The sequence below is a fragment of the Actinomadura latina NBRC 106108 genome (assembly GCF_001552195.1).
GTDB classification, from domain to species: domain Bacteria; phylum Actinomycetota; class Actinomycetes; order Streptosporangiales; family Streptosporangiaceae; genus Spirillospora; species Spirillospora latina.
In genome coordinates this window covers 230,446-255,982 of sequence record NZ_BCQS01000007.1, presented here as the reverse complement: position 1 = coordinate 255,982, position 25,537 = coordinate 230,446, and the positions used below count along the sequence as shown (strand labels likewise).

At 72.6% G+C, this 25,537-nt stretch carries 24 protein-coding genes; 14 read left to right on the top strand and 10 right to left on the bottom strand.

The window, feature by feature from the left end:
* Positions 1-50: 50 nt before the first annotated feature.
* The 8 genes from AL2_RS13280 to AL2_RS13245 all read left to right on the top strand — a co-directional run bounded on the left by AL2_RS13280 (position 51) and on the right by AL2_RS13245 (position 9,608).
* Positions 51-1,295 carry a cytochrome P450 gene (locus tag AL2_RS13280; protein ID WP_067633586.1) on the top strand — a complete coding sequence of 415 codons (1,245 nt, stop codon included), beginning with the start codon at positions 51-53 and terminating at the stop codon, positions 1,293-1,295.
* Between the two features lie 107 nt (positions 1,296-1,402).
* Positions 1,403-2,560 carry a steroid 3-ketoacyl-CoA thiolase gene (locus AL2_RS13275; RefSeq protein WP_067633584.1) on the top strand — a complete coding sequence of 386 codons (1,158 nt, stop codon included), beginning with the start codon at positions 1,403-1,405 and terminating at the stop codon, positions 2,558-2,560.
* 69 nt (positions 2,561-2,629) lie between these two features.
* On the top strand, positions 2,630-3,619 hold the full coding sequence (locus AL2_RS13270; protein WP_067633582.1) for an MBL fold metallo-hydrolase: 990 nt from the start codon (positions 2,630-2,632) through the stop codon (positions 3,617-3,619).
* 198 nt (positions 3,620-3,817) lie between these two features.
* Positions 3,818-5,089, top strand: a complete 1,272-nt coding sequence (locus tag AL2_RS13265) for a cytochrome P450 (RefSeq protein ID WP_067633572.1) — start codon at positions 3,818-3,820, stop codon at positions 5,087-5,089.
* 30 nt (positions 5,090-5,119) lie between these two features.
* Complete coding sequence (locus AL2_RS13260) at positions 5,120-6,367, top strand: cytochrome P450 (protein WP_067633566.1); 1,248 nt, start codon at positions 5,120-5,122, stop codon at positions 6,365-6,367.
* A gap of 28 nt (positions 6,368-6,395) precedes the next feature.
* Complete coding sequence (locus tag AL2_RS13255) at positions 6,396-7,706, top strand: glycosyltransferase family 4 protein (RefSeq protein ID WP_067633561.1); 1,311 nt, start codon at positions 6,396-6,398, stop codon at positions 7,704-7,706.
* Positions 7,707-7,747: 41 nt separating this feature from the next.
* Entirely contained in the window at positions 7,748-8,509 is a 762-nt protein-coding gene (locus tag AL2_RS13250; RefSeq protein WP_174550846.1) for a class I SAM-dependent methyltransferase, read from the top strand.
* A complete protein-coding gene (locus AL2_RS13245) occupies positions 8,499-9,608 on the top strand; it encodes a glycoside hydrolase family 15 protein (protein WP_067633542.1) in 1,110 nt (369 codons plus the stop codon). The genes AL2_RS13250 and AL2_RS13245 overlap by 11 nt, the downstream gene beginning before the upstream one ends.
* Positions 9,609-9,667: 59 nt before the next feature.
* On the opposite strand, the gene AL2_RS13240 is transcribed toward AL2_RS13245, so the two are convergent.
* A complete protein-coding gene (locus tag AL2_RS13240) occupies positions 9,668-10,369 on the bottom strand; it encodes a class I SAM-dependent methyltransferase (RefSeq protein WP_245666610.1) in 702 nt (233 codons plus the stop codon).
* A gap of 162 nt (positions 10,370-10,531) precedes the next feature.
* Here AL2_RS13240 and AL2_RS13235 point away from each other — a divergent pair, with 162 nt between their 5' ends.
* The 4 genes from AL2_RS13235 (at position 10,532) to AL2_RS13220 (ending at position 14,100) form a co-directional block, all read left to right on the top strand.
* Positions 10,532-10,723 (top strand): ferredoxin, encoded by a 192-nt coding sequence (locus AL2_RS13235; RefSeq protein ID WP_067633540.1) that lies wholly within the window; start codon positions 10,532-10,534, stop codon positions 10,721-10,723.
* 67 nt (positions 10,724-10,790) lie between these two features.
* Positions 10,791-11,879 (top strand): Zn-dependent alcohol dehydrogenase, encoded by a 1,089-nt coding sequence (locus AL2_RS13230; RefSeq protein WP_067633538.1) that lies wholly within the window; start codon positions 10,791-10,793, stop codon positions 11,877-11,879.
* A gap of 48 nt (positions 11,880-11,927) precedes the next feature.
* Complete coding sequence (locus tag AL2_RS13225; RefSeq protein ID WP_067633536.1) at positions 11,928-13,784, top strand: DUF8508 domain-containing protein; 1,857 nt, start codon at positions 11,928-11,930, stop codon at positions 13,782-13,784.
* Positions 13,785-13,914: 130 nt separating this feature from the next.
* On the top strand, positions 13,915-14,100 hold the full coding sequence (locus AL2_RS13220) for a hypothetical protein (protein WP_067633535.1): 186 nt from the start codon (positions 13,915-13,917) through the stop codon (positions 14,098-14,100).
* 276 nt (positions 14,101-14,376) lie between these two features.
* On the opposite strand, the gene AL2_RS39745 is transcribed toward AL2_RS13220, so the two are convergent.
* From AL2_RS39745 to AL2_RS13210, 3 genes are all read right to left on the bottom strand, one after another.
* Positions 14,377-14,502 (bottom strand): hypothetical protein, encoded by a 126-nt coding sequence (locus AL2_RS39745; protein WP_281181582.1) that lies wholly within the window; start codon positions 14,500-14,502, stop codon positions 14,377-14,379.
* A gap of 8 nt (positions 14,503-14,510) precedes the next feature.
* The gene (locus tag AL2_RS38035) at positions 14,511-17,078 is read right to left on the bottom strand and encodes a hypothetical protein (RefSeq protein WP_067633533.1); all 2,568 of its coding nucleotides are present in this window, start codon (positions 17,076-17,078) and stop codon (positions 14,511-14,513) included.
* Positions 17,079-17,189: 111 nt separating this feature from the next.
* Entirely contained in the window at positions 17,190-17,750 is a 561-nt protein-coding gene (locus AL2_RS13210; RefSeq protein ID WP_067633531.1) for a DUF1707 SHOCT-like domain-containing protein, read from the bottom strand.
* A gap of 206 nt (positions 17,751-17,956) precedes the next feature.
* Between AL2_RS13210 and AL2_RS13205 the strand changes: the two genes are divergently transcribed.
* Positions 17,957-18,541: a Uma2 family endonuclease gene (locus AL2_RS13205; RefSeq protein ID WP_067633529.1), complete on the top strand. Its 585-nt coding sequence runs from the start codon at positions 17,957-17,959 to the stop codon at positions 18,539-18,541.
* Positions 18,542-18,583: 42 nt separating this feature from the next.
* On the top strand, positions 18,584-19,276 hold the full coding sequence (locus tag AL2_RS13200) for a cupin domain-containing protein (protein WP_245666608.1): 693 nt from the start codon (positions 18,584-18,586) through the stop codon (positions 19,274-19,276).
* Here the strand turns inward: AL2_RS13200 and AL2_RS13195 are convergent.
* From AL2_RS13195 to AL2_RS13170, 6 genes are all read right to left on the bottom strand, one after another.
* Positions 19,273-19,479, bottom strand: a complete 207-nt coding sequence (locus tag AL2_RS13195) for a hypothetical protein (protein ID WP_067633527.1) — start codon at positions 19,477-19,479, stop codon at positions 19,273-19,275. The genes AL2_RS13200 and AL2_RS13195 overlap by 4 nt on opposite strands.
* A gap of 33 nt (positions 19,480-19,512) precedes the next feature.
* The gene (locus AL2_RS13190; RefSeq protein WP_067633525.1) at positions 19,513-20,517 is read right to left on the bottom strand and encodes a sugar phosphate isomerase/epimerase family protein; all 1,005 of its coding nucleotides are present in this window, start codon (positions 20,515-20,517) and stop codon (positions 19,513-19,515) included.
* A gap of 2 nt (positions 20,518-20,519) precedes the next feature.
* Entirely contained in the window at positions 20,520-21,659 is a 1,140-nt protein-coding gene (locus AL2_RS13185) for a Gfo/Idh/MocA family protein (protein ID WP_067633523.1), read from the bottom strand.
* A gap of 145 nt (positions 21,660-21,804) precedes the next feature.
* Positions 21,805-22,869 (bottom strand): ABC transporter substrate-binding protein, encoded by a 1,065-nt coding sequence (locus tag AL2_RS13180; RefSeq protein ID WP_067633521.1) that lies wholly within the window; start codon positions 22,867-22,869, stop codon positions 21,805-21,807.
* An 86-nt stretch (positions 22,870-22,955) separates the two neighbouring features.
* Positions 22,956-24,020, bottom strand: coding sequence for an ABC transporter permease (locus AL2_RS13175; protein ID WP_083946469.1), 1,065 nt, complete (start codon positions 24,018-24,020; stop codon positions 22,956-22,958).
* Entirely contained in the window at positions 24,017-25,525 is a 1,509-nt protein-coding gene (locus AL2_RS13170) for a sugar ABC transporter ATP-binding protein (protein ID WP_067633520.1), read from the bottom strand. Before AL2_RS13170 ends, AL2_RS13175 begins: the two co-directional genes overlap by 4 nt.
* Positions 25,526-25,537: the final 12 nt, after the last annotated feature.

Below are 25,537 nucleotides of genomic sequence, written 5' to 3'. Positions count from 1 at the left end.
AACCGGTTCTACGGTGGCGGCAAGCGCCGTGATTTCGGGAGGTACCGCGCATGACCGCCACCACTTCGGAGACCGCCGCCGTCCCCGCCGGCTTCGACTTCGCCAGCCCGGACCTGATGGCCGAGCGCATCCCGCTCGCCGAGTTCGCGCTGCTGCGCCGGACCGGCGCGCCCTGGTGGAACGAGCAGCCGCGCGGCCGCACCGGGTTCGCCGACGACGGCTTCTGGGTGATCAGCAAGCACGCCCACATCAAGGAGATCTCCCGCGACCACGAGCAGTGGTCGTCCAACGCAAACGGCGCCGTGATCAGGTTCAACGAGACGTTCAGCGCCGAGGAGCTGGACGTCCAGCGGGAGAACCTGCTGCTGCACATGGACCCGCCGCAGCACGCCAAGCTGCGCAAGATCGTGTCGCGCGGATTCACGCCGCGCGTGATCAACGGGCTGCACGACGCCCTGCGGGACCGCGCCGGGCGCATCGTCGCCGAGGCGCGCCGCCGCGGCGGCGAGGGCGACTTCGTCAGCGAGGTCGCGGCCGAGCTGCCGCTGCAGGCGATCGCCGAGCTGATGGGCGTCCCGCAGGAGGACCGGCGCCGGCTGTTCGACTGGTCCAACAAGATGCTCGGCTACGACGACCCCGAGTACAACGACGACCCGGCCTGCGCCGCCGCCGAGATCATCGGCTACTCGATGGGGCTGGCCGAGCAGCGCCGCGGCTGCCCCGCGCACGACATCGTCACCAAGCTCGTCCAGGCGGACGTGGACGGGCGCGGCCTGTCCGACGACGAGTTCGGCTACTTCATGATCCTGCTCGCCGTCGCCGGCAACGAGACGACCCGCAACGCGATCACGCACGGGATGATCGCCTTCATGGACAGCCCGGACCAGTGGGAGCTGTACAAGGCCGAGCGTCCCGAGACCATGGCGGACGAGGTCGTCCGGTGGGCGACGCCGGTCACCGCGTTCCAGCGGACGGCCGTCCGGGACGCCGAGCTGGGCGGCGTCGAGATCAAGGCCGGCGACCGCGTGGCGATGTACTACAGCTCCGCCAACTTCGACGAGGACGTCTTCACCGACCCGATGGCGTTCGACGTCACCCGGGACCCCAACCCGCACCTCGGGTTCGGCGGCACCGGCGCGCACTACTGCATCGGCGCGAACCTCGCCCGGCTGGAGATCGGCCTCATGTTCGACGCGATCGCCGACCAGATGCCGCACATCGCCCGGCTGGGCGAGCCGCGCCGGCTCCGCTCGGCGTGGCTGAACGGCATCAAGGAGCTCCGCGTGCGGTACTGATCGCGGTACCGGCCGCGGGCCGGTCCCTCTCAGCGGGACCCGGATCTCCCCAGGAAAGTTAGAACACGTTACATTCGAAGGCGAATCGCGTTCTAGAAGGAGACCGCATGGGTACCCCGGTGATCGTTGAGGCCGTGCGCACGCCGCTCGGCAAGCGCAACGGATGGCTCGCGGGCATGAAGCCGATGGCCGTCCTCGCACACGCGCTGAACGCGCTGGTCGAGCGCTCCGGCATCGACGCCGCCGAGGTCGAGCAGGTCTTCGCGGGCTGCGTCACCCAGGCGGGCGAGCAGGGCGGGCACATCGGCCGCTACTCCTGGCTGTACGCGGGGCTGCCGTGGCAGACCGGCGTCACCACGCTCGACGCGCAGTGCGGCTCCTCGCAGCAGGGCGTCCACCTCGCGGCGTCGCAGATCGCGGCCGGCGTGGTCGACGTCGCGATCGGCTGCGGCGTCGAGGTGATGAGCCGCGCCCCGCTCGGCACCAACGTGATGCCCGCGAACCCGCGCCCGGACGACTGGTCGATCGACATGCCGAACCAGTTCGAGGCCGCCGAGCGGATCGCCGCCCGGCGCGGCATCACCCGCGCCGACCTGGACGCGTTCGGCGCCCGCTCGCAGCAGCTCGCCGCCAAGGCGTGGGCGGACGGCCGCTTCGACCGCGAGGTCGCGCCCGTCACCGCGCCCGTCCTGGACGCCGAGGGCAAGCCGACCGGGGAGACCCGCGAGGTCACCCGCGACCAGGGCCTGCGCGAGACGACCGCCGACGGCCTCGCCGGCCTGCGGCCCGTCATGCCGGACGCGCTGCACACCGCGGGCACCTCGTCCCAGATCTCCGACGGCGCCGCCGCCGTCCTGCTGATGTCGGAGGAGAAGGCCGAGGCCCTCGGGCTGCGGCCCCGCGCGCGGATCAGGACACAGGCCCTCGTCGGCGGCGAGCCGTACTACCACCTGGACGGGCCGGTGCAGGCGACCGAGCGCGTCCTCCAGCGGTCCGGGCTGACGATGGACGACATCGACATCACCGAGATCAACGAGGCGTTCGCGTCGGTCGTGCTCTCCTGGGCGTCGGTCCACAAGCCGGACATGGACCGGGTCAACGTCAACGGCGGCGCCATCGCCATCGGCCACCCGGTCGGCGCCACCGGCGCGCGCCTGATCACGACCGCCCTCCACGAACTGGAGCGCCGCGACGCCGGGACCGCCCTCATCACCATGTGCGCGGGCGGCGCGCTGTCCACGGCGTCCATCCTTGAGCGCATCTGACCCGGTCATCCGCCCCGGCCGCCCCGGCCGGGGCGTTCCCATGCTTTGAAGGCGCGAAAGGCGGTCTCGGTGCAGCCGGAACCTGAGGACCTCGGCGGCGGGCTGTGGAGCGTTCCCGTCCCCATCCCGGACAACCCGCTCGCGTACACGCTCGTGTACGCGGTGGAGAGCCCGAAGGGGCCCGTCCTGATCGACGCGGGCTGGCAGCACGAGGACGCCTGGGCGGCCCTGCGCGACGGGCTCGGCACGTTCGGGATCGACGTCTCGGACGTGCACGGCGTCGTCGTCACGCACTTCCACCCCGACCACTCGGGGCTCGCCGGCCGCGTCCGCGAGACGTCCGGCGCCTGGATCGCCATGCACCACGCCGACGCCGACGTCGTCCGCCTCTTCCACGCCGCCGGCATGGGCGGCCGCCGCCAGTTCGAGCTGACCGCCCTGCGCCGCGCCGGCGCCGCCGAGTCCGACCTGGCCGGGCCGGCCCGGCAGATCTCGGTCTCGCCGCCCGCGATCCCCGACCGCGAACTGTCCGACGGCGACCTGGCCGACGTCCCGGGCCGCCGCCTGCGCGCCGTCTGGACGCCCGGCCACTCCCCCGGCCACATCTGCCTGCACCTGGAGGACGGCGACCGCATCTTCACCGGCGACCACGTCCTGCCGCGCATCACCCCGCACATCGGCCTCTACCCGTACGACACCCCGGACATCGACCCGCTGAGCGACTTCCTCGGCTCGCTCGACAAGGTCTCGGCCATGACCGTGGGCGAGGTCCTCCCGGCGCACCAGTACCGCTTCAGCGGCCTCTCCGAGCGGGCCCAGGAGATCATCGGCCACCACGAGGAGCGCCTCGCCGAGGTGACGGCCCTCCTCTCCTCCGCCCCCATCACCCTGTGGGACCTCACGGCGGGCCTCACATGGCGCCACCCGTGGGCCGGCATGTCCCAGCAGGCGCGCCGCATGGCCGCCGCCGAGGCCGCCGCCCACCTCCGCACCCTCGAAACCCGCGGGACGGCCCGCCGCGAGGGCACCGACGACCCCCTGCGCTACGTCCTCCGCTAGCGGGCGCAGGCGTCCGGCCGGCGCCCCCGTACCGGCTGCCGCGACGACGGGAGGCTCGTGCGGGGGTGCGGCGTGGGTCACTCCGGGGGGCCGGGCTCTTGATGAGACTCCAGTCTCATGTTAGAACGTGTTCTAGATCTATTCCCAAGCAAGCGCTCAGTTCAGGGACTGGCTCCGTCCCGGCACGAAGGGTGTTCCATGGCACTTGCGACGTCCATCGCCTCCACCGACCGGATCTTCCGCGCGCCCGAGATCGACATCATCGATCCGGGCGTGTACGAGCGCGGCGGGATCCCGCACCGCCAGTTCCAGTGGCTGCGCGACAACGATCCGGTGCACTGGCACCAGGATCCCAACGAGGGCGTCCCGGGGTTCTGGGCCGTGACGCGGCACGAGGACGTGGTGTCGGTGTCGCGGCGCGCCAACCCCTACTCCTCGCACGAGCGGACGGCGATGTTCGAGGAGTTCTCCTCCGACGACATCGCCCTGTACGGGCAGATGATGCTGTTCCAGGACCCGCCGGACCACACGCGGCTGCGCGCCATCGTGAACAAGGGGTTCACGCCGCGGATGATCGGCCGGCTGGAGGACCACATCCGCGCGATCTGCAACGAACTGATCGACGAGGCGGCGCCGCTCGGCGAGTGCGACTTCGTGGAGAAGTTCGCCGCGCCGCTGCCGCTCTACACGATCTGCGAGCTGCTCGGCGCGCCGCTGGCGGACCGGGAGAAGATCTTCCACTGGTCGAACAAGCTGGTCGCGTTCAACGACCCCGACTTCATCGGGGGGCGCGAGGAGTCGACGCTGTGCGCCGCCGAGTTCGCCGAGTGGGGCGGGCAGCTCGCGGCGGCGCGCGAGTCGACGCCGCGCGACGACATCGTGACCAAGCTGCTCACCCCCGACGCGGACGGCTCCAGGGTCAGCCTGGAGGAGTTCCAGCTGTTCGTGATCATGCTGTCGATCGCCGGGAACGAGACCACCCGGACGGCGACCGCGGGCGGCATGCTGGCCTTCTTCGAGCGGCCCGACCAGTGGGAGCGGCTGCGCGCCGACCGGAGCCTGCTGCCGACGGCGGTCGAGGAGATCGTCCGCTGGGTGAGCCCGCTCAACCAGTTCCGCCGGACGGCGCTCGTCGACACCGAGCTCGGCGGCAAGGAGATCAAGGCCGGCGACAAGGTCGTGCTGTTCTACGGCTCCGCCAACCGCGACGAGCGCGTGTTCGAGGACCCCTTCGCCTTCGACGTGGGGCGCGACCCGAACCCGCACATCGGGTTCGGCGGCGGCGGCCCGCACTACTGCCTCGGCACGCACCTCGCGCGGATGAACCTGCGGATCATCTTTGAGACGATCCTGGAGCGGATGCCCGACATCCGGCTCGCCGGGGAGCCCCGCCGACTCCGGTCCAACTTCGTGAACGGCTACAAGGAGATCCCGGTGAGCTTCACACCGTCGGCCCCACTGGGGGGTTGACGGCGTCTCCGGACGAGGAGGTTCGAGGCGATGAGCACCACTGCCGGCACCACCCCCGACATCGAACTGGTCGACCCCGGCGCGTACGAGCGCGGCGGCATCCCGCACGAGCAGCTGACGTGGCTGCGCGAGCACGATCCGGTGCACCGGCACCACGGCGACCCGGAGCGGGAGTACCCGCCGTTCTGGGCGGTCACCCGGCACGAGGACGTCGTCCACGTGTCGCGGCATCCGGAGGTGTTCTCGTCGTGGCGGCGGCTCGCGCTGTTCGACGAGCCGCCGGAGGAGCACCTCGTCCTGCAGCGGATGATGATGCTTAACCAGGACCCGCCGGAGCACTCGCGCAAGCGGAGCATCGTCAACCGGGGGTTCACCCCCCGGGCGATCGGCGCCCTGGAGCAGCACATCCGGGACATCTGCCGGAAGCTCGTGGCGGAGACGGTCGAGCGGGGTGAGCGGGCCGACTTCGTCCGGGACCTGGCGGCGCCGCTGCCGCTGTACGTGATCTGCGAGCTGCTGGGCGCCCCGCCGGAGGACCGGGAGAAGATCTTCACCTGGTCGAACACGCTGATCGGCGGGGACGACCCGGAGTTCCAGCGGACGCCGGAGGAGGGCCAGGCGGCGGCGACGGAGCTGTACGCGTACGCCAACGTCCTGGCCGCCGACCGGCGGGAGAACCCGCGCGAGGACATCGTCACCAAGCTGCTCCAGCCGGACGCCGGCGGCGAGGTCCTGTCCGGCGACGAGTTCGAGCTGTTCGTCATGCTGCTGTCGGTCGCCGGGAACGAGACGACCCGGAACGCGGCGACCGGCGGCATGCTCGCGCTGCTGGAGCACCCGGAGCAGTGGGCGCGGCTGAAGGCCGACCGGTCGCTGGTGCGGACGGCGGTGGACGAGATCGTCCGCTGGGTCACCCCGGTCAACCTGTTCCGGCGGACCGCCGTCCGGGACGTCGAGATGCGCGGCAAGAAGATCAAGGAGGGCGACAAGGTCGTCGTCTTCTACTCGTCCGCCAACCGCGACGAGGCGGTGTTCGCCGACCCGTGGACCTTCGACGTCGGCCGGGACCCCAACCCCCACCTGGGCTTCGGCGGCGGCGGACCGCACTTCTGCCTGGGGTCCCACCTCGCCCGACTCGAGCTGAGTGTGCTTTTCGAAACACTTTTGGACGCCGTGCCCAATATTGAACTCGGCGGTAACGTTCGCAGGCTAAGGTCTAGTTTCATCAACGGCATAAAGGAGATGCCGGTACGCGTGCGTCCGGTGTCCCTCGACTGACGGGAGTGGTGCGTGGGCAGGGGCTGGCGTGGGTGAGTCAGGAGAGTCGGAGGCTTCGTCCCAGGACGGCCCGCTGCGGGTGGCCCTGCTCTCGTACCGGAGCAAGCCGCACTGCGGCGGCCAGGGCGTCTACCTCCGGCATCTGAGCCGGGAGCTGGCCGACCTCGGGCACGCGGTCGAGGTGATCTCCGGTCAGCCGTACCCGCAGCTGGACCGGGACGAGATCACCCTCACCAAGCTCCCGAGCCTGGACCTGTACCGGGACGAGGACCCGTTCCGCACCCCTGCCCTCGGCGAATTCCGCGACTGGATGGACGTCCTGGAGTTCGCGCACATGAAGACCGGCGGCTTCCCCGAGCCGCTGACGTTCTCGCTGCGCGCGCTGCGGCTGCTGAGGCGCCGCCGCCGCGACTTCGACGTCGTCCACGACAACCAGGTCCTCGGGCTCGGCAACCTCGGCATCGGCCGGCTCGGACTGCCGCTGGTGACGAGCATCCACCACCCGATCAGCGTCGACCGGCGGATCGAGATCGAGGCCGCGCGCGGCGTCAAGCAGAAGCTCGGCAAGCTCCGCTGGTACGGGTTCGTCGGGATGCAGGCGCAGGTGTCGCGGCGGATCGGCCCGGTGCTGACGGTGTCGGAGTCGTCCAAGGTCGACATCGTCAAGGACTTCAAGGTCGACCCGCGCGACATCGACATCCTGCCGCTCGGCGTCGACACCCGCATCTTCCACCCGCGCGGCGAGCGCGTCCCCGGCCGGATCGTGGCGATGGCCAGCGCCGACGCGCCGATCAAGGGCGTGGACGTGCTGCTGCGCGCGGTCGCCAAGGTCGCCACCGAGCGGGACGTCCACGTGGTCGTCGTCAGCAAGCCGCAGAAGGACGGCCCGACCGTGCGGCTCGTCCGGGAACTGGCGCTCGGCGACCGGGTGAAGTTCGTCAGCGGCATCAGCGACGACGAGCTGGGCGAGCTGCTGGCGTCGGCGGAGATCGCCGTCGTCCCGTCCCGCTACGAGGGGTTCTCGCTGCCGGCCGTGGAGCACATGGCGTCCGGGACGCCGCTGGTGGCGAGCCGCGCCGGGGCGCTGCCCGAGGTCGTCGGCGACGCCGGTATCCTCGTGCAGCCCGGGGACGTCGAGGAGCTCGCCGCCACCCTGCACCGCCTGCACGACTCCGCCGAGGAGCGGGCAAGGACGGGCGCCGCGGGTCTCGCGCGCGTCCAGCGGCGTTTCGCCTGGCCGGCCGTGGCGCAGGCCACCGTCGAGCACTACCGGGCGGCCATCGCCCAGCAGAACTACCTGCGGCTGGCCGCCCGCGCCGATCAGGCGCGGGGCAAGTAGGGGACGCCCGCCGGGCACCCCTGTACGGAAGGAGCACCACCCTGCTGACCGTGGATTTCCAGCGGTTCCGCGTCACCCCCGGAGACCGCGTCCTCGACATGGGATGCGGCGCCGGACGGCACGCCTTCGAGCTGTACCGCCGGGGTGCGCACGTCGTGGCCTTCGACCAGGACGCCGAGGAGCTGGCGGGCGTCGAGACGATGTTCGGAGCGATGCGCCTCGAAGACGAGGTGCCCGCGGACGCGACCGCCGAGACCGTGCAGGGTGACGCGCTCGACCTGCCGTTCCCCGACGACCACTTCGACGCGATCGTCGCGTCCGAGGTTCTGGAGCACATTCCCGACGACATGCGGGCGATGCGCGAGCTGCTGCGCGTCCTCAAGCCTGGCGGGAGGCTCGCGGTGACGGTGCCGAGCTGGCTGCCCGAGCGGGTGTGCTGGGCGCTGTCGGAGGACTACCACACCGCCCCCGGCGGGCACGTGCGGATCTACACGCGCGCCGAGCTGGAGGCCAAGCTGAAGTCGGTCGGTTTCAAGGTCGGCGGCCACCACCACGCGCACGGGCTGCACGCCCCGTACTGGTGGATCAAGTGCGCGGTGGGGGTGAACAACGACGGCAACCCGCTCGCCAAGGCCTACCACCAGATCCTCGTCTGGGACATCATGAAGCGGCCGCTGGCGACCCGGGTCGCCGAGCGGGTGATGAACCCGCTGATCGGCAAGAGCGTCGTCGTGTACTTCGCCAAGCCCGCGACGCCGGGCGCCCCCGCGACCCCGGCCAAGGAGACGGCGGATGCGGTCTGAGACCGTCCCGCCCTCGGTTCCCGGCGTCCTGACCTCGGACGACATCGTCGCGACGGCGCGGAGCATCGCGGCGCAGCAGGAGCCGTCCGGCGCGATCCCGTGGTTCTCGCCGGTGGGCGGCGTGCCCGGCCACGTGGACGCCTGGAACCACGTCGAGGCGGCGATGGCGCTGACCGTCGCCGGGTTCGGCGCGGAGGCCAGGCGCGCCTACGAGTGGCTGCGCGGCGTCCAGCGGCCGGACGGGTCGTGGCCCGCGAAGTGGGTGCTCGGCGAGGTGACCGAGCCGGGCGGCGAGTCCAACCACGCCGCCTACCTCGCGGTCGGCGTCTGGCACGAGCTGCTGGCGACCGGCGACGAGGGCTTCACGCGGCACATGTGGCCGGCGGTGCGGCGGGCGATCGACTTCACGCTCGGGCTGCAGACCCGGCGCGGGGAGATCATCTGGATCCGGCACGAGGGCGGCGAGGCGTCCGACCACGCGCTGCTGACCGGCTGCTCGTCGATCTACCAGTCGCTGCGCTGCGCGGTCGCGCTGGCCGAGCACCTCGGCGAGCCGCAGCCGGAGTGGGAGCTCGCCGCCGACCAGCTCGGGCACGTGGTGGCGGCGCATCCGGAGGCGTTCGCCGACAAGTCCCGCTGGTCGATGGACTGGTACTACCCGGTGCTCGGCGGCCCGGTCCGCGGCGCGGACGCGGCGCGCCGGTTCGACGAGCAGTGGGACACGTTCGTGGTGCCGGGCCTCGGCTGCCGCTGCGTGTCCGACCAGCCGTGGGTGACGGCGGCGGAGAGCTGCGAGCTGGTGCTGACGCTGGACGCCGCCGGCGACCGCGACCGGGCGCTGGAGCTGTTCACGACCATCCAGCACCTCCGGCACGAGGACGGCTCGTACTGGACGGGCTGGCAGTTCGAGAACGAGCGGCACTTCCCCGGGGACCGTTCCACCTACACGGCGGCCGCGGTGATCCTCGCGGCGGACGCGCTGGCGGACGCCTCCCCCGGCTCCCGGATCTTCAAGGAGATCGCGGGACGGCCGCTCGGGCCTTCGGAGGCGTCCGATCCGCTCGCGTGCGGGTGCGCCCTGGTCGCCGCATCCCGTTGAGTTGCGGCGTGTTGCCCTTAAGAGACCGCTCATAAGGACAACACGCCGCAACTCAACGATTAGGCGGGTGCGTCGCCGACGCGTTCCAGGACGCGCAGCGACCCTTCCACCCGCCGTTCCTCGAACGCGCCGCTCTCCAGGGCGCGCAGGTAGAGGTGGTAGGGTGCCTGCCCGCCGTCCTCCGGGTCGGGGAAGACGTCGTGGATGACGAGGGCACCGCCGGCGGCGACGTGCGGAGCCCAGCCCTCGTAGTCGTTCTGGGCGTGCTCTTCGGCGTGCCCGCCGTCGATGAACAGCAGCGCCAGGGGCGTGCGCCAGAAGGCCGACACGGTGCGGGACTGGCCGACGATGGCGACGACCTCGTCCTCCAGGCCGGCGTACCCGATCGTCTTGCGGAACGTGGGCAGCGTGTCCATCCGGCCCGTGCTCGGGTCGACCAGGGACGGGTCGTGGTACTCCCAGCCCGCCTGGTTCTCCTCAGAGCCGTGGTGGTGGTCGACGGTGACCAGGATCGTCCCGGCGGCCCTGGCCGCGGCCCCCAGGTAGACGGCGGACTTGCCGCAGTAGGTGCCGACCTCCAGCAGGGGGCCGGTCCCCGCGAGGCGCGCCCCGTAGTCCAGGGCCGTCTCGTAGAGCGCGAGGCCTTCGCCGTCCGGCATGAAGCCCTTGGCCATGCGCGCGGTGCGCAGCAGCTCCGCGGGCATCGCGGTGGCGGTTCGGTCGGTCGTCCCCGGCTCGGTGGACGCCTTGATGTTGGTCATCGATCTCCTCCGTCGGGGCACCCTACTATCCGTGCCCGCCGCCATGAGACGCGAGTCTTGCCCGGGCAGACTGGAACGTGTTCTACTTCCGGGGGTGGGCGCCCTCTTCCGAACCGGATTCGGTAAGTTGGCGGTCACGATCGGCCCTTGAACGGAGAAGCGATGAGAGTACGAGTCGACCCGCTGGTGTGCGAGGCGAACGCCGTGTGCGTCGGGCTCGCACCCGAGGTCTTCGACCTCAATGACGAGGACGAGCTCCAGATCCTCCTGCCGGACGTCCCGGCGGAGCACCAGGACCGCGTCCGGCACGCGGTCCGGTCGTGCCCCAAGGCCGCGCTGACGCTGGAGGAGTAGCCCTCCCCGCCGCCTGTCCCCCATCCCTCACACCTCACCCTTTCTTCTCCTCAATGTGGAGGCAGCCATGGCACGTGCCGCGGTCCTGCGTGCGGTCGGCGACAAGGAACTCGACCTGCGCGACGACGTCACGACGATCGATCCGGGCCCCGACCAGGTCAAGGTCAAGATCAAGGCGACGGGGGTCTGCCACTCCGACCTGTCCACCATGACCGGCGTCCTGCCGTCCGCGCTGCCCACGGTGATCGGCCACGAGGGCGTCGGCGTCGTCGCGGAGGTCGGCGAGCGGGTGACCGGCGTCCAGCCCGGCGACCACGTCGTCATCAACTGGACGCCCGACTGCGGCGAGTGCGCCGAGTGCCTGCGCGGCGAGCCGTACCTGTGCATGACCTACCTCGCGCAGTCGTTCAGCCAGCCCGGCTTCACGCTGGGCGACGGCAGCCCCGCGTTCGGCATGGCCGGCGCGGGCACGTGGGCCGAGGAGGTCGTGCTCCCCCGGCGCGGCGTCGTCAAGGTGGCGGAGGACATCCCGTTCGAGTACGCGGCCCTGCTCGGCTGCGGCATCCCGACCGGCCTCGGCGCGGTCTTCAACACCGCGAAGGTGGCGCCGGGCTCGAAGGTCGCGGTCGTCGGCACCGGCGGTATCGGGCTGTCGGTCATCCAGGGCGCCAGGATCGCCGGCGCGTCCACCATCCTGGCGATCGACCCGAACGAGGCCAAGCACCCGGTCGCCAAGCAGCTCGGCGCCACGCACACCGCGACGCTGGACGATCTGGACGCGACCAAGGGGCTGCTCACCGGCGGCGCGGGCTTCGACTACGTCTTCGAGGCCGTCGGCAAGTCCGCCGCGATCACCACGGCGTGGAACGCGACCCGGCGCGGCGGCGACGTCATCGTGGTCGGCGCGGGCTCCTTCGAGGACAACTGGAGCCAGACCGCGTTCGCGCTGCTCTTCGACGGCAAGAGCCTGAAGGCGTCCCTCTACGGGGGCTGCGACCTCAAGCGCGACATCCCGCTCTTCGTCGACCTGTGGCGCGCCGGGAAGCTCGACATCGACGGCCTCATCAGCCGCCGGATCGGCTTCGCCGACCTCAACGACGCCGTCCGCGCGCTGAACGACGGCGAAGTGATCCGCCAGGTCGTGCTGTTCGACTAGTCCGGCCGCGTGGCGCGGCCGGGGCCGTCCCGCCCGTATCATCCTTGGGTGATCCACGGTCTGGGGACTGTCCTGGCCGCGGCGTCGCTCGCCGCGCCCCTCGCCATCGCCTCCCCCGCGCATGCCGCCTCCCGCCCGGTCCGCATCCATGACATCCAGGGTGCGGCGCACGTCTCGCCGCTGAACGGCGCCCGGGTCTCCCAGGTGCCCGGGGTCGTGACGGCGCTCGCCGTCAACGGGTTCTGGATGCAGGACCCGCGTCCCGACCGGAGCGCCGCGACGTCCGAGGGCGTCTTCGTCTACACCGGGAAGCGGCCGGGCGCGGCGGTCGGCGACGCGGTCCGGGTCGACGGCAGGGTCGGCGAGTTCCGGCCGGGCGGCGCGTCGTCCGGCGGGCTGACCCGCACCGAGATCGACGCGACGGGCGTCTCCGTCTCCGCGCACGGGGCGGCGCTGCCCCCGGCGGCCGTCCTCGGCGGGCGGCGCGGACGCCGCGCGCCCACGAGCGTGATCGACCGCGGGCACGGGAACGTGGAGCGGGGCGGCGCGTTCGACCCCCGCCGCGACGGCCTCGACTTCTACGAGGCCCTCGAAGGCATGCGGATCGAGATCGGCGACGCCGTCGCGGTCGGGCCGTCCCGCTACGGCGAGCTGCCCGTGCTGCCCGCGAACGGCGCCGGGGCCGGGGCGCGGACGACGCGCGGCGGCATCCTGCTCCGCGACCTCGACGCCAACCCCGAGCGGGTCATCCTCGACGACGCGCTCGCCCCGCTGCCCGGCATGAACGTCGGCGACCGGCTGCCCGGCGCCAACCGCGGCGTCCTGGACTACTCCTACGGCGACTACAAGCTGCTGCTCACCGCGACCCCGCGGCGCGCCGCCGGCGCGCTCGCCCGGGAGTCGACCCGCCCGCAGCGGCCCGGCGAGATGGCCGTCGCCACCACCGCGCTGGACGGGCTGAACCCCGACGCGCCGCCCGCCCGCTTCACCGCGCTCGCGGGCGACATCGTGCACGGCCTGCGCTCCCCCGACCTCGTCGCGGTCACCGGCGTCGGCGACAACAGCGGCCCGGACGACGACGGCACCGTCGCCACCGACCAGACCGTCGCGCAGCTCATCACCGCGATCAGCGCGGCGGGCGGCCCCGCCTACGACTGGCGCTCGGTCGACCCGCGCGACAACGCCGACGGCGGCGAGGACGGCGTCAACGAGCGGGCCGGCTTCCTGTTCCGCACCGACCGGGGGCTCGCGTTCGTGGACCGCCCGGCCCCCGGCGAGCCGGTCCCGGACGAGCCGCCCGAGCGGCCCGACCCGGCCGTCACCACGGTGAAGGCGGTGCGGCGCGGCGGCACCGCCGGGCTCACCCTGAGCCCCGGCCGGATCGCGCCCGGCAGCGCCGCCTGGGCGGGCACGCACAAGCCGCTCGCCGGGGAGCTGACCTGGCAGGGCCGCCCCCTCATCGTCATCGCCAACCGCTGGTATCCGCGCACCGGCCAGGACCAGCCGCTGTTCGGCCGGTACCAGCCGCCGGCCCGGCCCACCGAGTGGCGCCGCGACGCGCAGGCCCGCGCGGTGGCGGGCTTCGTGAACTCGGTCCGGAAGGTGGACGCGGACGCCCGCGTGATCGTCGCGGGCGAGTTCAACACCGGCGGGACGTCCATCCCGGTCCAGAGCCTCACCGCGACCGCCGGGCTCACCGACCTCTCCGCCGGGCTGCCCGCGGGCGACCGCTACACCGCGGTGACCGCCGGCAACTCCGAGGACCTCGACCACATCCTGCTCAGCCGGTCGCTGCGCTCCCGCAAGCACGAGTTCGACATCCTGCACCGCAACGCGGAGTTCGCCGCGCGGGCCGGTGAGCGCGACCCGGCCGTGGTCCGCATCGACATGTCCGGAGGGAAGTAGGCGGCTCTCCGAATTTGGGAGATACCAAAAAGATCGTCGCGGTATGTCCCGGAATGCCGCCGGTGTTTTCTCCCGGTACCTCCGGGCAGCGACGGATCGTCACACCCCCCATCCGGAGGAGACGCCTTCCATGGCGAGACGATATCGGCCGCACATCAGCCTGCTCACCCTCATCTACCTCATCATCGGCGTGTTCATCGCCTGGGACCGCGGCTACATCGACGAGGGCCTGGTCGAGCGCATCATCAGCGCCCTGCTGGCCATCTTCCTCTGGGTCCTCGTCCTGCTCGGCGTCGACTTCCACATCAACTTCTGACCCCCTGACCGGGCACGGGCCGTCCCGCGTCCCCGCCACGGGACGGCCCGTGTCCTCCACGACAGATGCACATCGCGCCCCGGTCATAGACCGCACAGTGCCGCAGAGGTTACGTTCCGCTCATGACGAAAAAAGACTGCAGTTGCGGACACGGCGGCGGATGCTCCTGCCCGAAGGGCTGCTCCTGCGGCTGCAACGGCTGACCGCTGAGCCGCGCGCCCGAGCCCGGGCCAGAGCGCGGCCTCGACCGCCTTCCGGCTCCGCCGACGTGCCGGCCTAGGCTGACGGCTTGGTGGGGACCCAGTAGCGGAGACGGCCGCCGCGTCCTTCGGCGCGGAACTCCTCCATGGCCGCGACGAACGACCTGTGGACGGAGGTGACGGGCTCGACGAGGTCCGGCATGCGACCCCCTACTTCGGCACGGGCGTGCGCCAGAGGGTCGGTGCTCCGCCGTCGGTGCCCGTGGCCAGGACGGTGCCGCCCATCGTGGTCAGGGTGGTGAGGCGCTGCTCGCCGGGGCCGGTGAGCCCGCCGACGTCGAGGCGGCGCCAGGTCGTCCCGTCGGCGGACGCCAGGACGGCGCCGTCGTCGTTCGTGCTCGCGGTCAGGACGAAGCCCCGCGGGGTCGAGGTGACCGCGGCGGCGGCCAGGCCGGGGCCGATGTTGCGCTGCGTCCACGTCGCTCCGGCATCGGTGGAGACCAGCGCGATGGCGCTCGCGGAGATCGCCACCAGCGTGTCGCCGTGCGCGGTGACCTGGGTGAGCGGAGCGGTGAGGCCGGGGGGCAGTTCGGCGGCCGTCCACTTCGCGGCGTCGGGGGACGTCCAGACGGCGGGCGCCTCGCCGCGGGCGCCGACCGCCACGTACGCGCCGGACGTCGCGGTCACGTCGGCCGGGACGCCGTCGAGACCGGCGCGCTTCCAGGTCCGGAGGTCGGTGGAGCGCCAGGACCCGCGGGGCCCGACCACGACGTAGCCGGACGGTCCCGTGGCGGCCGCCACCGGCGCCGGCCCCGCCGGGAACGCGGTCTTCTCCCAGGCCAGCCCGTCCTGCGAGGTCATCGCCAGCGGGGCGGGCGACGTGCCGGACGCCCGGCCCACGGCCAGCCAGCCGGCGGTGCCGTGCACGGCGTCCGACAGCCGGCCGGGGGTGCCGGGGATCCGGGCCCGCGACCACCGCAGGCCGTCGGGGGCCGTCCAGATCGCGGCGCCGCCGTTCGTGCTGCCCACGGCGACGGAGAGGGCCGGGCCGGCGGCGAGGGACCCGACCGAGCGTTCCGCGTGGACGGCGCCCGGCACGGTGCGCAGGTCGACGCCGTGCAGGTAGGCGTCGTCGCCCTGCCGGCCGGTGACGGAGACCCCGCCGAGGCCCGCGCGCGCCAGGCCGCTGATCCGCACGCCCGCCGGGATGCTCCCGCCGGGCTGCCAGGTGCGGCCGTCGGCGCTGCGCAGTATCGCGCGGGCGCCCTTCGCGCCGCGCACGATGACGGCGAAGCCGCCGTCGGTGTCGCCGAGACGCTCGATGCCGGACCCGCCGAACCGGCCCGCCACCCGCCACTTCAGGCCGTCCGCCGAGGTGAACAGGACCCCGGACCGCTTGGTCTTGCGGTGCTTCTTCCGCCCGGACGTCTGCTTGCCCTCGCGGACGGTCGCGAAGCCGCCGGCGGCGACCACCAGGCCCTTCATCGGCCCGTAGGAGCCCTGCGCCTGGGGCACCTTCACGCTGGTCCACGTCCGGCCCTCGTCCACGGAACGCCACAGGGCGTCGGCGCGGACCGTCCGCGTGACCTTCTTGCGGCCCTTCTTCTCCGTGACCTTCCTGGCGTACGTGCCGTGGGCCATGACGACGTTCCCGGCCACCGCCGCACGGTCGAAGCCGGTGATCCCCTTGATGCCGTCGACGCGCTGCCACGTCCGGCCGTCCCCGGAGGTCCAGGCGACGGCGCGGCCCTTCGAGCCGCCCACGGCGATGAAGCCGCGGTCGGTGTAGACCAGGTCGTTCACCTGGTCGGACGGTGTGAAGCCGGCGCCGGGTGGACGCCGCGTCCAGACCTTGGCGTCCTCGCTCGTCCACTCCACCGTGCCGCCGCCGGGCGCACGTCCGAGGGCCGTCCAGTGGCCGGACCAGCCCGAGACGAGGTGCGGCGTTTCGCCGGGCGGAGGCGTCGAGCCGTCCTGCGTGCGGATCTCCGCGAGCGTCCAGGTGCGCCCCCTGTCGGTGGAGACGAGGAAGCGGGCCCGCTCCCGGCCGGGCGCGCCGTCGCCCTCGGTGCCCGCCGCGACGACCACCGAACCGGTGGACGCGATCGCGGTGAGGTCCTGGACGAGGCCGTCGGTCGCGGCGGCCGGGTCGAGGGCGAACAGTTCGTCCGCCGCGATCGGGCCGCGGATGCCCGGCTCGGTCGGCGCCTCCGCGCGCTGCGCCACGGCGAAGACCGTCCCGGCGGCGACCACGGTGAGCCCGGCCCCGATCGCGGCGCGTGTGCGGAGCCGCCGCCACAGCGCCGGCCGCTGCGCGGGCTTCGGGGCCTTCTTCGGGGCCGGCTTCGGGGAGCCGGCGACCAGCACATCGCCGGGGACGGGCTTCGCGGGCTTGGGCTTCTTAGCTGCGGGCTTGGGCTTCTTACCGGAGGGCTTGGGCTTCTTGGCCGTCGGCTTCGGCTTCTCGGCCGCCGGCTCGGGCTGTTCGGCCGCGGGCTCGGGCTTCGGCTCGGCCGATGCCGCCTCGTCCGGCGGGCTCCCGGCCCGGACCGCGTTGCGGCTCGCCGCGCGCTCGCGGGGCGGGGCGCCGTGCCCCCAGCTGAGGCCGGCCGCCCGCCAGGCCTCGTAGGCGCGCTGCCAGGGCGACAGGGCGGCGCGCATGTCGGCGATGTCGCCGGCGACGCCGAACGTCAGCCGCCGCCGGACCTCTCGGGAGCCCGCCGGGCCGTCCTCGACCGTCCGCGGGGCCTCACCCTGCTCCGGGGTCCTCGCCGTCACACGCGCTCCTTCACGGTCCTGTCGGACCACCATCAAATCGCGCCATGGGACGTCCTGTACCGACATCCGCATGAACGGCGGCCAATGGGGCCGCTGGAGCGTTCTATCACTTCAGGGCAGTCGTATCAGACCTTTCACCCGGATCGCCCCCTTGTACGCATAACCCCGGACATGGACAACCGGGGCGCCCGCCGGCGGGTCCCCGTGCACCTCGGCGGAGACCCCCACACCGTCCGCTTCCACGCGGATACCCGCGGGCACGATGATCTCCACCGCGGACTTGTAGGCGATCACCCGGAGGGTCGTGATCGGGCCGTCCAGCTCGGCGGAGCGGAGGTCGATCATGCCGGAGCCCTTATAGACGGCCGTCGTGAAGCGCTCGGGCAGCCGCCACCGCCCGGCGCGCGTCACCGAACTCTTGTAGGCGACCTGGAACCGCCCCACGGGGCCGCCGCGGGGAACCGCCGGGACGGGCCGGCCGGACGGGAGGTCCGCGGCCACGGCGCCCAGCTCGTCGTGCGTGCGCGCGGCGAGGACCCGGTCGATGCGCTCCTCCAGTTCCGGCTCGTTCAGCCGCCCCTCGGCGAAGGCGGTGTGCAGCCGGACGAGCATCTCGTCGCGGTCGCGGTCCGAGGCGCGCAGTGCGGGCGCGGGATGCTGCTCGACGCTCATCGCTTCTCTCCTTCGAGGCGGCCGGCCTCCGCAGGCTGCCCCCTCCAGCCGGTGGAGGGTCAAGACGCGATACATCGTAACTCGACGTCGCTCGGATTTCGAGACATTCGGCCGCATCCCGACGCGCGATCATGCTTACCGGCCTTTCGGACGCCCGTCCGCTAGGTTCGAAGCAGCCCGTGATCGAGCGGTGAGGGGGACGATCCATGGGCGGGACGCTCGGCCGCGCACACGGCCCGTACACGCTGTACGACCTGGACGCGCTGCCCGAGGAGGGCCGCCGCTACGAACTCGCGGACGGCTGGCTGAACGAGCTTCCGGGCGACCTGTGGCACGACCACGCCGCCGAGCAGCTGAAGACGATCCTGAAGGACGCGGCCCGCCAGGCCGACGCCGACGTCCACATCGCGGGCGCCCCGCAGGACGTGACGACGCCGTCCGGCATCCGCAAGCCCGATGTCTTCGCCGTGGCCCGCGACGTCGCCCGCGCCGCCCTGGAACGCCAGACCCGCACCTACTACGGGCCCGACCTCATCCTGGTCGCCGAGGTCGTCACGCCGCGCACGGTCAACGAGCAGATCGACCGCGTCCGCAAGGTCGACGAGTACGCCGCGACCGGCATCCCCCACTACTGGCTCGTCGACCTGGAGCCACGCCCCACCATCACCCTGCTCGAATTGGAGGGCGACCGCTACGAGGTGGCGGGCAGGGCCCGCTCCGGCGAAACCCTGACGCTGGACCGCCCCTACCCCATCACCTTCGACCCGGCCCGCCTCTCCGAAATGGACTGACCGCCGCCTGGCGGCCCCCCGAACTCGCACTAGGCTCGTTGCGTGCTGCTGCTCACGATGCTCGACGCCTGGGAGGCCGAGCCCGGCCCGCGCTTCGTCCTGCCCGAGACCGGTGCCGCCTGGGCGCCCGAGGAGGCGGCGCTGGCCGTCGCGGACGACGTGTTCGAGGGCGGGCAGGTCGTCGCGGTCACGCTGGATCCCGAGCCGGGCGCGGCGCCGGGCCGCGGGGTGATCGACAAGACGGCGGCGACCCGCGTCCGCTACCTGCGGCGCGGGCCGGACGGACGGCACGCCGCGCTCCTCGACCGGCCCGCGACGGCGGCGGCGCTCGGCCTGCTCCCGCATCCCGAGGGCGGCTGGTACCGGGAGACGTGGCGGTCGGACGTGACCTTCGCACCGGACGGCTATCCGGGCGAGCGGGCGAGCGCCACCGGCATCTACTTCCTGCTGCCGCCGGGCGAGGAGTCGATGTGGCACGCCGTCCGGTCCGCCGAGGTTTGGTTGTGGCACAAGGGCGGGCCGCTGGCGCTGCTGCTCGACGGCGACGGCGAACGTCCGGCCGGGAACCCGGAGACGGTGATGCTCGGCGACGGCCTGGCCGACGGGCAGGTCCCCCAGGCCGTCGTGCCACCCGGCGTCTGGCAGGCGGCGCGTCCGGCCGGGAACGAGGAGGTCCTGGTCAGCTGCGTGGTCTCCCCCGGCTTCGACTTCACCGACTTCCGCGCCCTCCCTTAGCGTTTGCGGCGTGGGCGGATCATCTGTTCGGCCCAGAACGGCTGCATGACGCGGCCGATCGCCTTCGCGACCGTGCGGGCCACGTCGTCGGCGAGGGCGCGGGCGCGGTGGTGGAGGTCGCTGCACATCTCGGTGAGCCCGCCGAAGCTCCCGGACGCCGGATACGTCCGGGAGTACGGCGACCTGGGCGTGGACCGGCTCATCGTCGTCCCGCCGATGGGCGTCCCGGCGTTGGCTCAGTCGGAGGAGAACGCCGCGTCGAAGGCGCCCTCCGGAGGCTCCATCGCGTTCAGGGCTCTGACGAACTCCAGGGCCTCCGGGGCGCCCTGGAGGCGGTCCATGCCCGCGTCCTCCCATTCGACGGAGATGGGGCCGTCGTATCCGATCGAGTTCAGGGCGCGGAACACGTCCTCCCAGGGGACGTCGCCGCGTCCGGTGGAGATGAAGTCCCAGCCGCGCCGCATGTCCGCCCACGGCAGGTGGGACGAGAGGCGCCCGCGGCGGCCGTCGCCCGTCCGGACCTTGGTGTCCTTGCAGTCGACGTGGTAGATCCGGTCGCGGAAGTCGAACAGGAAGCCGACCGGGTCGAGTTCCTGCCACACGAAGTGCGACGGGTCGAAGTTCAGCCCGAACGCGGGACGGTGCCCGATCGCCTCCAGCGTGCGGACGGTCGTCCAGTAGTCGTAGGCGATCTCGCTCGGGTGGACCTCGTGCGCGAACCGGACGCCGACCTCGTCGAACACGTCCAGGATCGGGTTCCAGCGCTCGGCGAAGTCGGCGTATCCGCGCTCCACCATCGCGTCGGGGGTGGGCGGGAACATCGCGACCGTGTGCCAGATCGAGGAGCCGGTGAAGCCGACGACCGTGTCGACGCCCAATGCGGCGGCGGCGCGGGCGGTGTCCTTGATCTCGGCGGCGGCGCGCTGCCGCACGCCCTCGGCCTCCCCGTCGCCCCAGATCCGCTCCGGCAGGATCGCCTTGTGGCGTTCGTCCGGGATGTCGCAGACCGCCTGCCCGACGAGGTGATTGGAGATCGCCCACACCTTGAGGTCGTGCTTGGCGAGCGTCTCCAGCTTGCGCGGGATGTAGGAGTCGTCGGCGACGGCCTTGTCGACCTCGAAGTGGTCGCCCCAGCAGGCGATCTCCAGGCCCTCGTAGCCCCAGCCGGACGCCAACCGGCAGACCTCCTCGAACGGCAGGTCCGCCCACTGGCCGGTGAACAGGGTGATCGGTCGTGCCATGGCTAGTTGCTCCCCTCTACGTCGACCCAGCCGCGGGACGCCGCGCTGTCCGCGACCGCGGCGAGGACGCGCTGCACCTGCAGGCCGTCGGCGAACGACGGGCGCGGGTCGGTGCCGTCCGCGATGGCGGTGAGCAGGTCGGCGATCTGGTGGGTGAAGGTGTGCTCGTATCCGAGGATGTGGCCGGGCGGCCACCAGTGCCCCGCGTACGGGTGGACGGGCTCGGTGACGACGATGCGGCGGAACCCGGCGGTCTCGCCGTCCTCGGTCCCGTCGTAGAACCAGAGTTCGTTGAGCGATTCCAGGTCGAACGACAGGGCGCCGGACGAGCCGCTGACCTCGATGCGCAGCGAGTTCTTGCGGCCGGTGGCGAAGCGGGTGGCCTCGAACGTGGCGAGCGCGCCGGCGTCGGTGCGTCCGATGAACAGGGCCGCGTCGTCGACCGTGACCCGCGCCGTACCGCCGCCCGGCGCCGGACGTTCCGGGACGAAGGTGTCCGTCAGCGCCGACACGCCGACGAGCGACTGCCCGGTGATGAACTGCGCGGTGTCGATGATGTGCGCGCCGATGTCGCCGAGCGCGCCCGACCCGGCCCTGTCGCGGTCCAACCGCCAGGTGAACGGGGCCTCCGGGTCGGCCAGCCAGTCCTGGAGGTACTGGGCCCGGATGTGCCGGACGGTCCCGATGCGCCCCTCGTCCACCAGCCGCCGCGCCAGGGTGACCGCCGGGACGCGCCGGTAGTTGAACCCGACCATCGACCGGACGCCGCGCTCGCGCGCCCGGTCGGCGGCGGCGACCATCGCCTCGGCCTCCGCGACGGAGTTGGCGAGCGGCTTCTCGCACAGCACGTGCTTGCCGGCGTCCAGCGCGGCGACCGCGATCTCGGCGTGGCTGTCGCCCGGCGTGCAGATGTCGACGAGCTCGACGTCGTCGCGGCGGAGCAGCTCCTTCCAGTCGGTCTCCACCGACGCCCAGCCGAGCGACTGCGCGGCGGCGCCGGCCCGGTCGGCGGAACGTCCGGCGAGGGCCGCCATGACGGGCGTCAGCGGCGGCCCGAAGAACGGCCCCACGCTGCGCCACGCCTGGGAGTGGGCGCGCCCCATGAACGCGTACCCGACCATCCCGACTCCGACGGTCGTCATATTCAGCTCACCTCTCTGTGTCGTTTCCGGGGGACGCCCCCCGGACCGGTCCCGGTCGATCCGCGGGCTCGGCCGCGGCCGCCCGGCGCCGGGTCCGTGCGCCCGCCCGCCGAAGGAGGGGCGGGCGCACGGACGCCACCGTCGCTCAGGACTCGAAGCCGAGCGGCATGTACGTGTCGACGTTGTCCTTGGTGACCGTCTCCGACGCCAGCGTGATCGACTGCGGGACCTGCAGCTCCACCAGGTCCGCCATGCCCTTGCCCTGCGCGATCAGCCGGCCCAGCTTGATCGCGGACGCGGCCATCGTCGGCGGGTAGGTGACGGTCGCCTCCAGGACGCCGCTCCCCGCCTTGATGTCCCGCATGGCGTTCGCGGACCCGGCGCCGCCGACCATGAAGAACTCCTTGCGGCCGGACTGCTTGATCGCGGCGAGCACGCCGACGCCCTGGTCGTCGTCGTGGTTCCACATCGCGTCGATCTTCTTGTGCGCCTGCAGCAGGTTGGACGCGACCTGGTTGCCGGACTCGACGGTGAACTTCGCGTCCTGCTTCGCGGTGACGGAGAAGCCGTAGGACTTCAGCGCGTCCGCGAAGCCCTTGCTGCGGTCCTGTGTGAGCGGCAGCGTCGCGATGCCCTGGATCTCCACGATCACCGGGTCGGAGACGCCCTTGTCCTTCAGCTTCTTGCCGATGTAGTGGCCGGCGGAAACGCCCATGCCGTAGTTGTCGCCGCCGACCCACGTCCGGTACGACAGCTTGTCGGGGAAGACGCGGTCGAGGTTGACGACCGGGATGCCGGCGTCCATCGCCTTGCGCGCCACCTGGTTCAGCTGCTCGCCGTCGTTCGGCAGGATCACCAGCACGTTCACCTTCGCCCGGATCAGCGACTCGACGGCGGAGATCTGCTGGTTGATGTCGTTCGTCGGCTCGACCGGCTTGAACGTCACGTCCTTGTACTTCTTGGCCTGCGCCTCGGCGTTCTTCGCGATCGCCGCGATCCAGCCGTGGTCGGCGGCGGGCGCGGAGAACCCGATGGTGACCTGCTCGCCCGGCTTGTCGTTGTCGCCGGCGAGCGAACCGGCCTGCGCGGCGGGCGCCGGGTCGTCCTTCTCGTTGTTGCTGGTGCAGGCGGCGGCGAGAGTGCCGGCCGCGACGACGGCGCCGCCGAACAGGACGCCTCTGCGGCTCGGACGAGGGCTCTGATCACGCATGACGTGCTCCTGATGAAGGGATGGGCGTCCCGCGCCGCGCGCATCCCCGCGGCGCGCGGCGCTGGACATGGGGCGAGAGGGTGAGGTCAGGTGGGCGAGCGGAGGCCGCGGCGCTGCAGCAGCACGGCGATCCCGATGATCGCGCCCTTGGCGATGAGCTGGTCGCTGGTCTGCAGGCCGTTCAGGATGAACAGGTTGGTGATGACGGTGAAGATCAGCACGCCGAGGATCGACCCGACGACGGTGCCGCGACCGCCGGTGAGCAGCGTCCCGCCGATGATGACGGCGGCGATCGCGTCGAGTTCGTACAGGTCTCCGTGGGTGCTGGAGCCCGTGGTGGTGCGCGCCATGATGATGAGCGCCGCGACACCGCAGCAGAACCCGGACAGCGCGTACAGCAGCAGGGTGTGCCGGCGGACGTCGATGCCGGCGAGCCGCGCCGCCTCCGGGTTGCCGCCGACCGCGAACGTCCGGCGGCCGAACGTGGTGCGGTTGAGCAGCACCCACCCGGCGACCGCGACCGCCGCGAAGATGTAGACGACGAGCGGGATCCCGAGCACCTTGGTGGTGGACAGCGAGACGATCGCGTCGTTCTCCGTCCGGACGAGCTGGGTCTTGCGGTCCGACATCCGCTGCGCGAGGCCCCGCGCGGCGACGAGCATCGCGAGCGTCGCGATGAACGGGACCATCCGCCCGTAGGAGATCAGCAGCCCGGTCACGACGCCCGTGCCCGTCCCGACGAGGATCGCGCACAGCGCCATCACGACCGGCCCGTACGACTGCGTCGCGACCGTGGTCGCCCAGACCGAGGCGAGGGCCATGACCGATCCGACGGACAGGTCGATCCCGCCGCCGATGATCACGAAGGTCTGGCCGACGGTGATCACGCCGATGGTGGCGGCGAGCGCGAGGATGCCGATGACGTTACCGGACGTCGCGAAGTTGTCCGGCTCGGTCACCAGGCCGACGACCGCGAGCAGCACCAGCGCGGCGACGAGCCCGAGATGGTGGATCTCGCGGGTCCCCGCGGCGCCGCCCCGCGCGAACGGCCGCCATGGCCCGCCGGCCTCCGCCTTCTTCGTCGGCGGCCCCCACCTGCCGTTCCGGGGGGTCTGGGGGGTCGGCCCCTCAGAATGACGGGTCTCGGTCACAGGGCACTCCCTTCCATGATCATGTTGAGCACGGTGCCCTCGTCGAGGTCGCGGGCGCCGCCGGTGTGCACGACCCGCCCCTCCCGGACGACGAGGACCCGGTCGGCGAGCCCGAGCACCTCGGGGACCTCGCTGGACACCAGCAGCACCCCGATCCCGCGCCCGGCCAGCTCCCGGATCACCGCGTACAGCTCGGCGCGGGCGCCGACGTCCACGCCGCGGGTCGGCTCGTCCAGGATCAGCAGCCGCAGACTCGCCGCGTCGAGCAGCCAGCGGGCGAGGACGACCTTCTGCTGGTTGCCGCCCGACAGCGTCACGACGGGGCGCGAAGGGTCGGGCGGCCGGATGTCGAGCGCCTCGATCTGGCGGCGCACGTCCGCCACCTCGCGGCGCCGGTCGAGCCAGCCGAGCCGGGCGTAGCGCGACAGCCCGGCGACGGTGACGTTCCCGGCGACGGTCTCGTTCAGCAGCAGCGCCTGGCTCTTGCGCTCCTCCGGCGCCATGCCCATGCCGCGCCGCACCGCCGCGCCGGTGTCGCCGGGGCGGACGGGGCGCCCGTCCACGAGCACCCGGCCCCGCGCGGCGCGCCGGGCACCGTAGATCGTCTCCAGGATCTCCGAGCGGCCCGACCCGACGAGCCCGGCCAGCCCGACGATCTCGCCGGCGTGGACGGTGAGCGACACGTCCTCGAACGCGCCCGGCAGCGCCAGCCCCTCCACCCGCAGCACCTCGGCCGGGTCGCCGGCCGCCGCCGGCCGCTCGGGGAACACGTACTCGACGTCCCGCCCGGTCATCAGCGACACGATCTCGTCGGTGGAGGTGGTCTTCGCCGGGAGCCCGACCGCCACGGTGCGGCCGTCCTTGAGGACGGTCACCCGGTCGCCGATCTCGCGGATCTCCTCCAGCCGGTGCGAGATGTAGACGACCGCGACGCCGGCGGCGGTCAGCTCCCGGATGATGCGGAACAGGTTCCCGACCTCGTCGTGCGCGAGCGCGGCGGACGGCTCGTCCATCACGATGAGGCGGGCGTCGTGCGACAGGGCGCGGGCCATGCTGACGACCTGCTTGCCCGCCGCCGGCAGCCGGCCGACCTCGCGGCGCGGCGGGATCTCGCCGTGCCCGAGCCGGCCGAGCAGCTCGCGCGCGGCCCGCTCGGCGTCGCCGCGCCGGGTGAACCCGAGCCGCGCCTTCTCGTGCCCGAGGAAGATGTTCTCGGCGACCGACAGCCCGTCGACGAGATCCAGCTCCTGGTAGATGGTCGCGATGCCGGCCCGCATGGCGGCGGTCGGCCCGGCGAGCCGCACCGGCTCCCCGGCGAAGACGATCTCGCCCTCGTCCGGCTGGTGGGCGCCGGCCAGCACCTTGATGAGCGTCGACTTGCCGGCGCCGTTCTGCCCGAGCAGGCAGTGCACCTCGCCCGGGCGGACGTCGAGGTCGACGCCGTCCAGCGCGCGGACGCCGGGGAACTGCTTGACGATGCCGCGCATCAGCAGCAGCGGTTCCATTCGAGGGGCCTC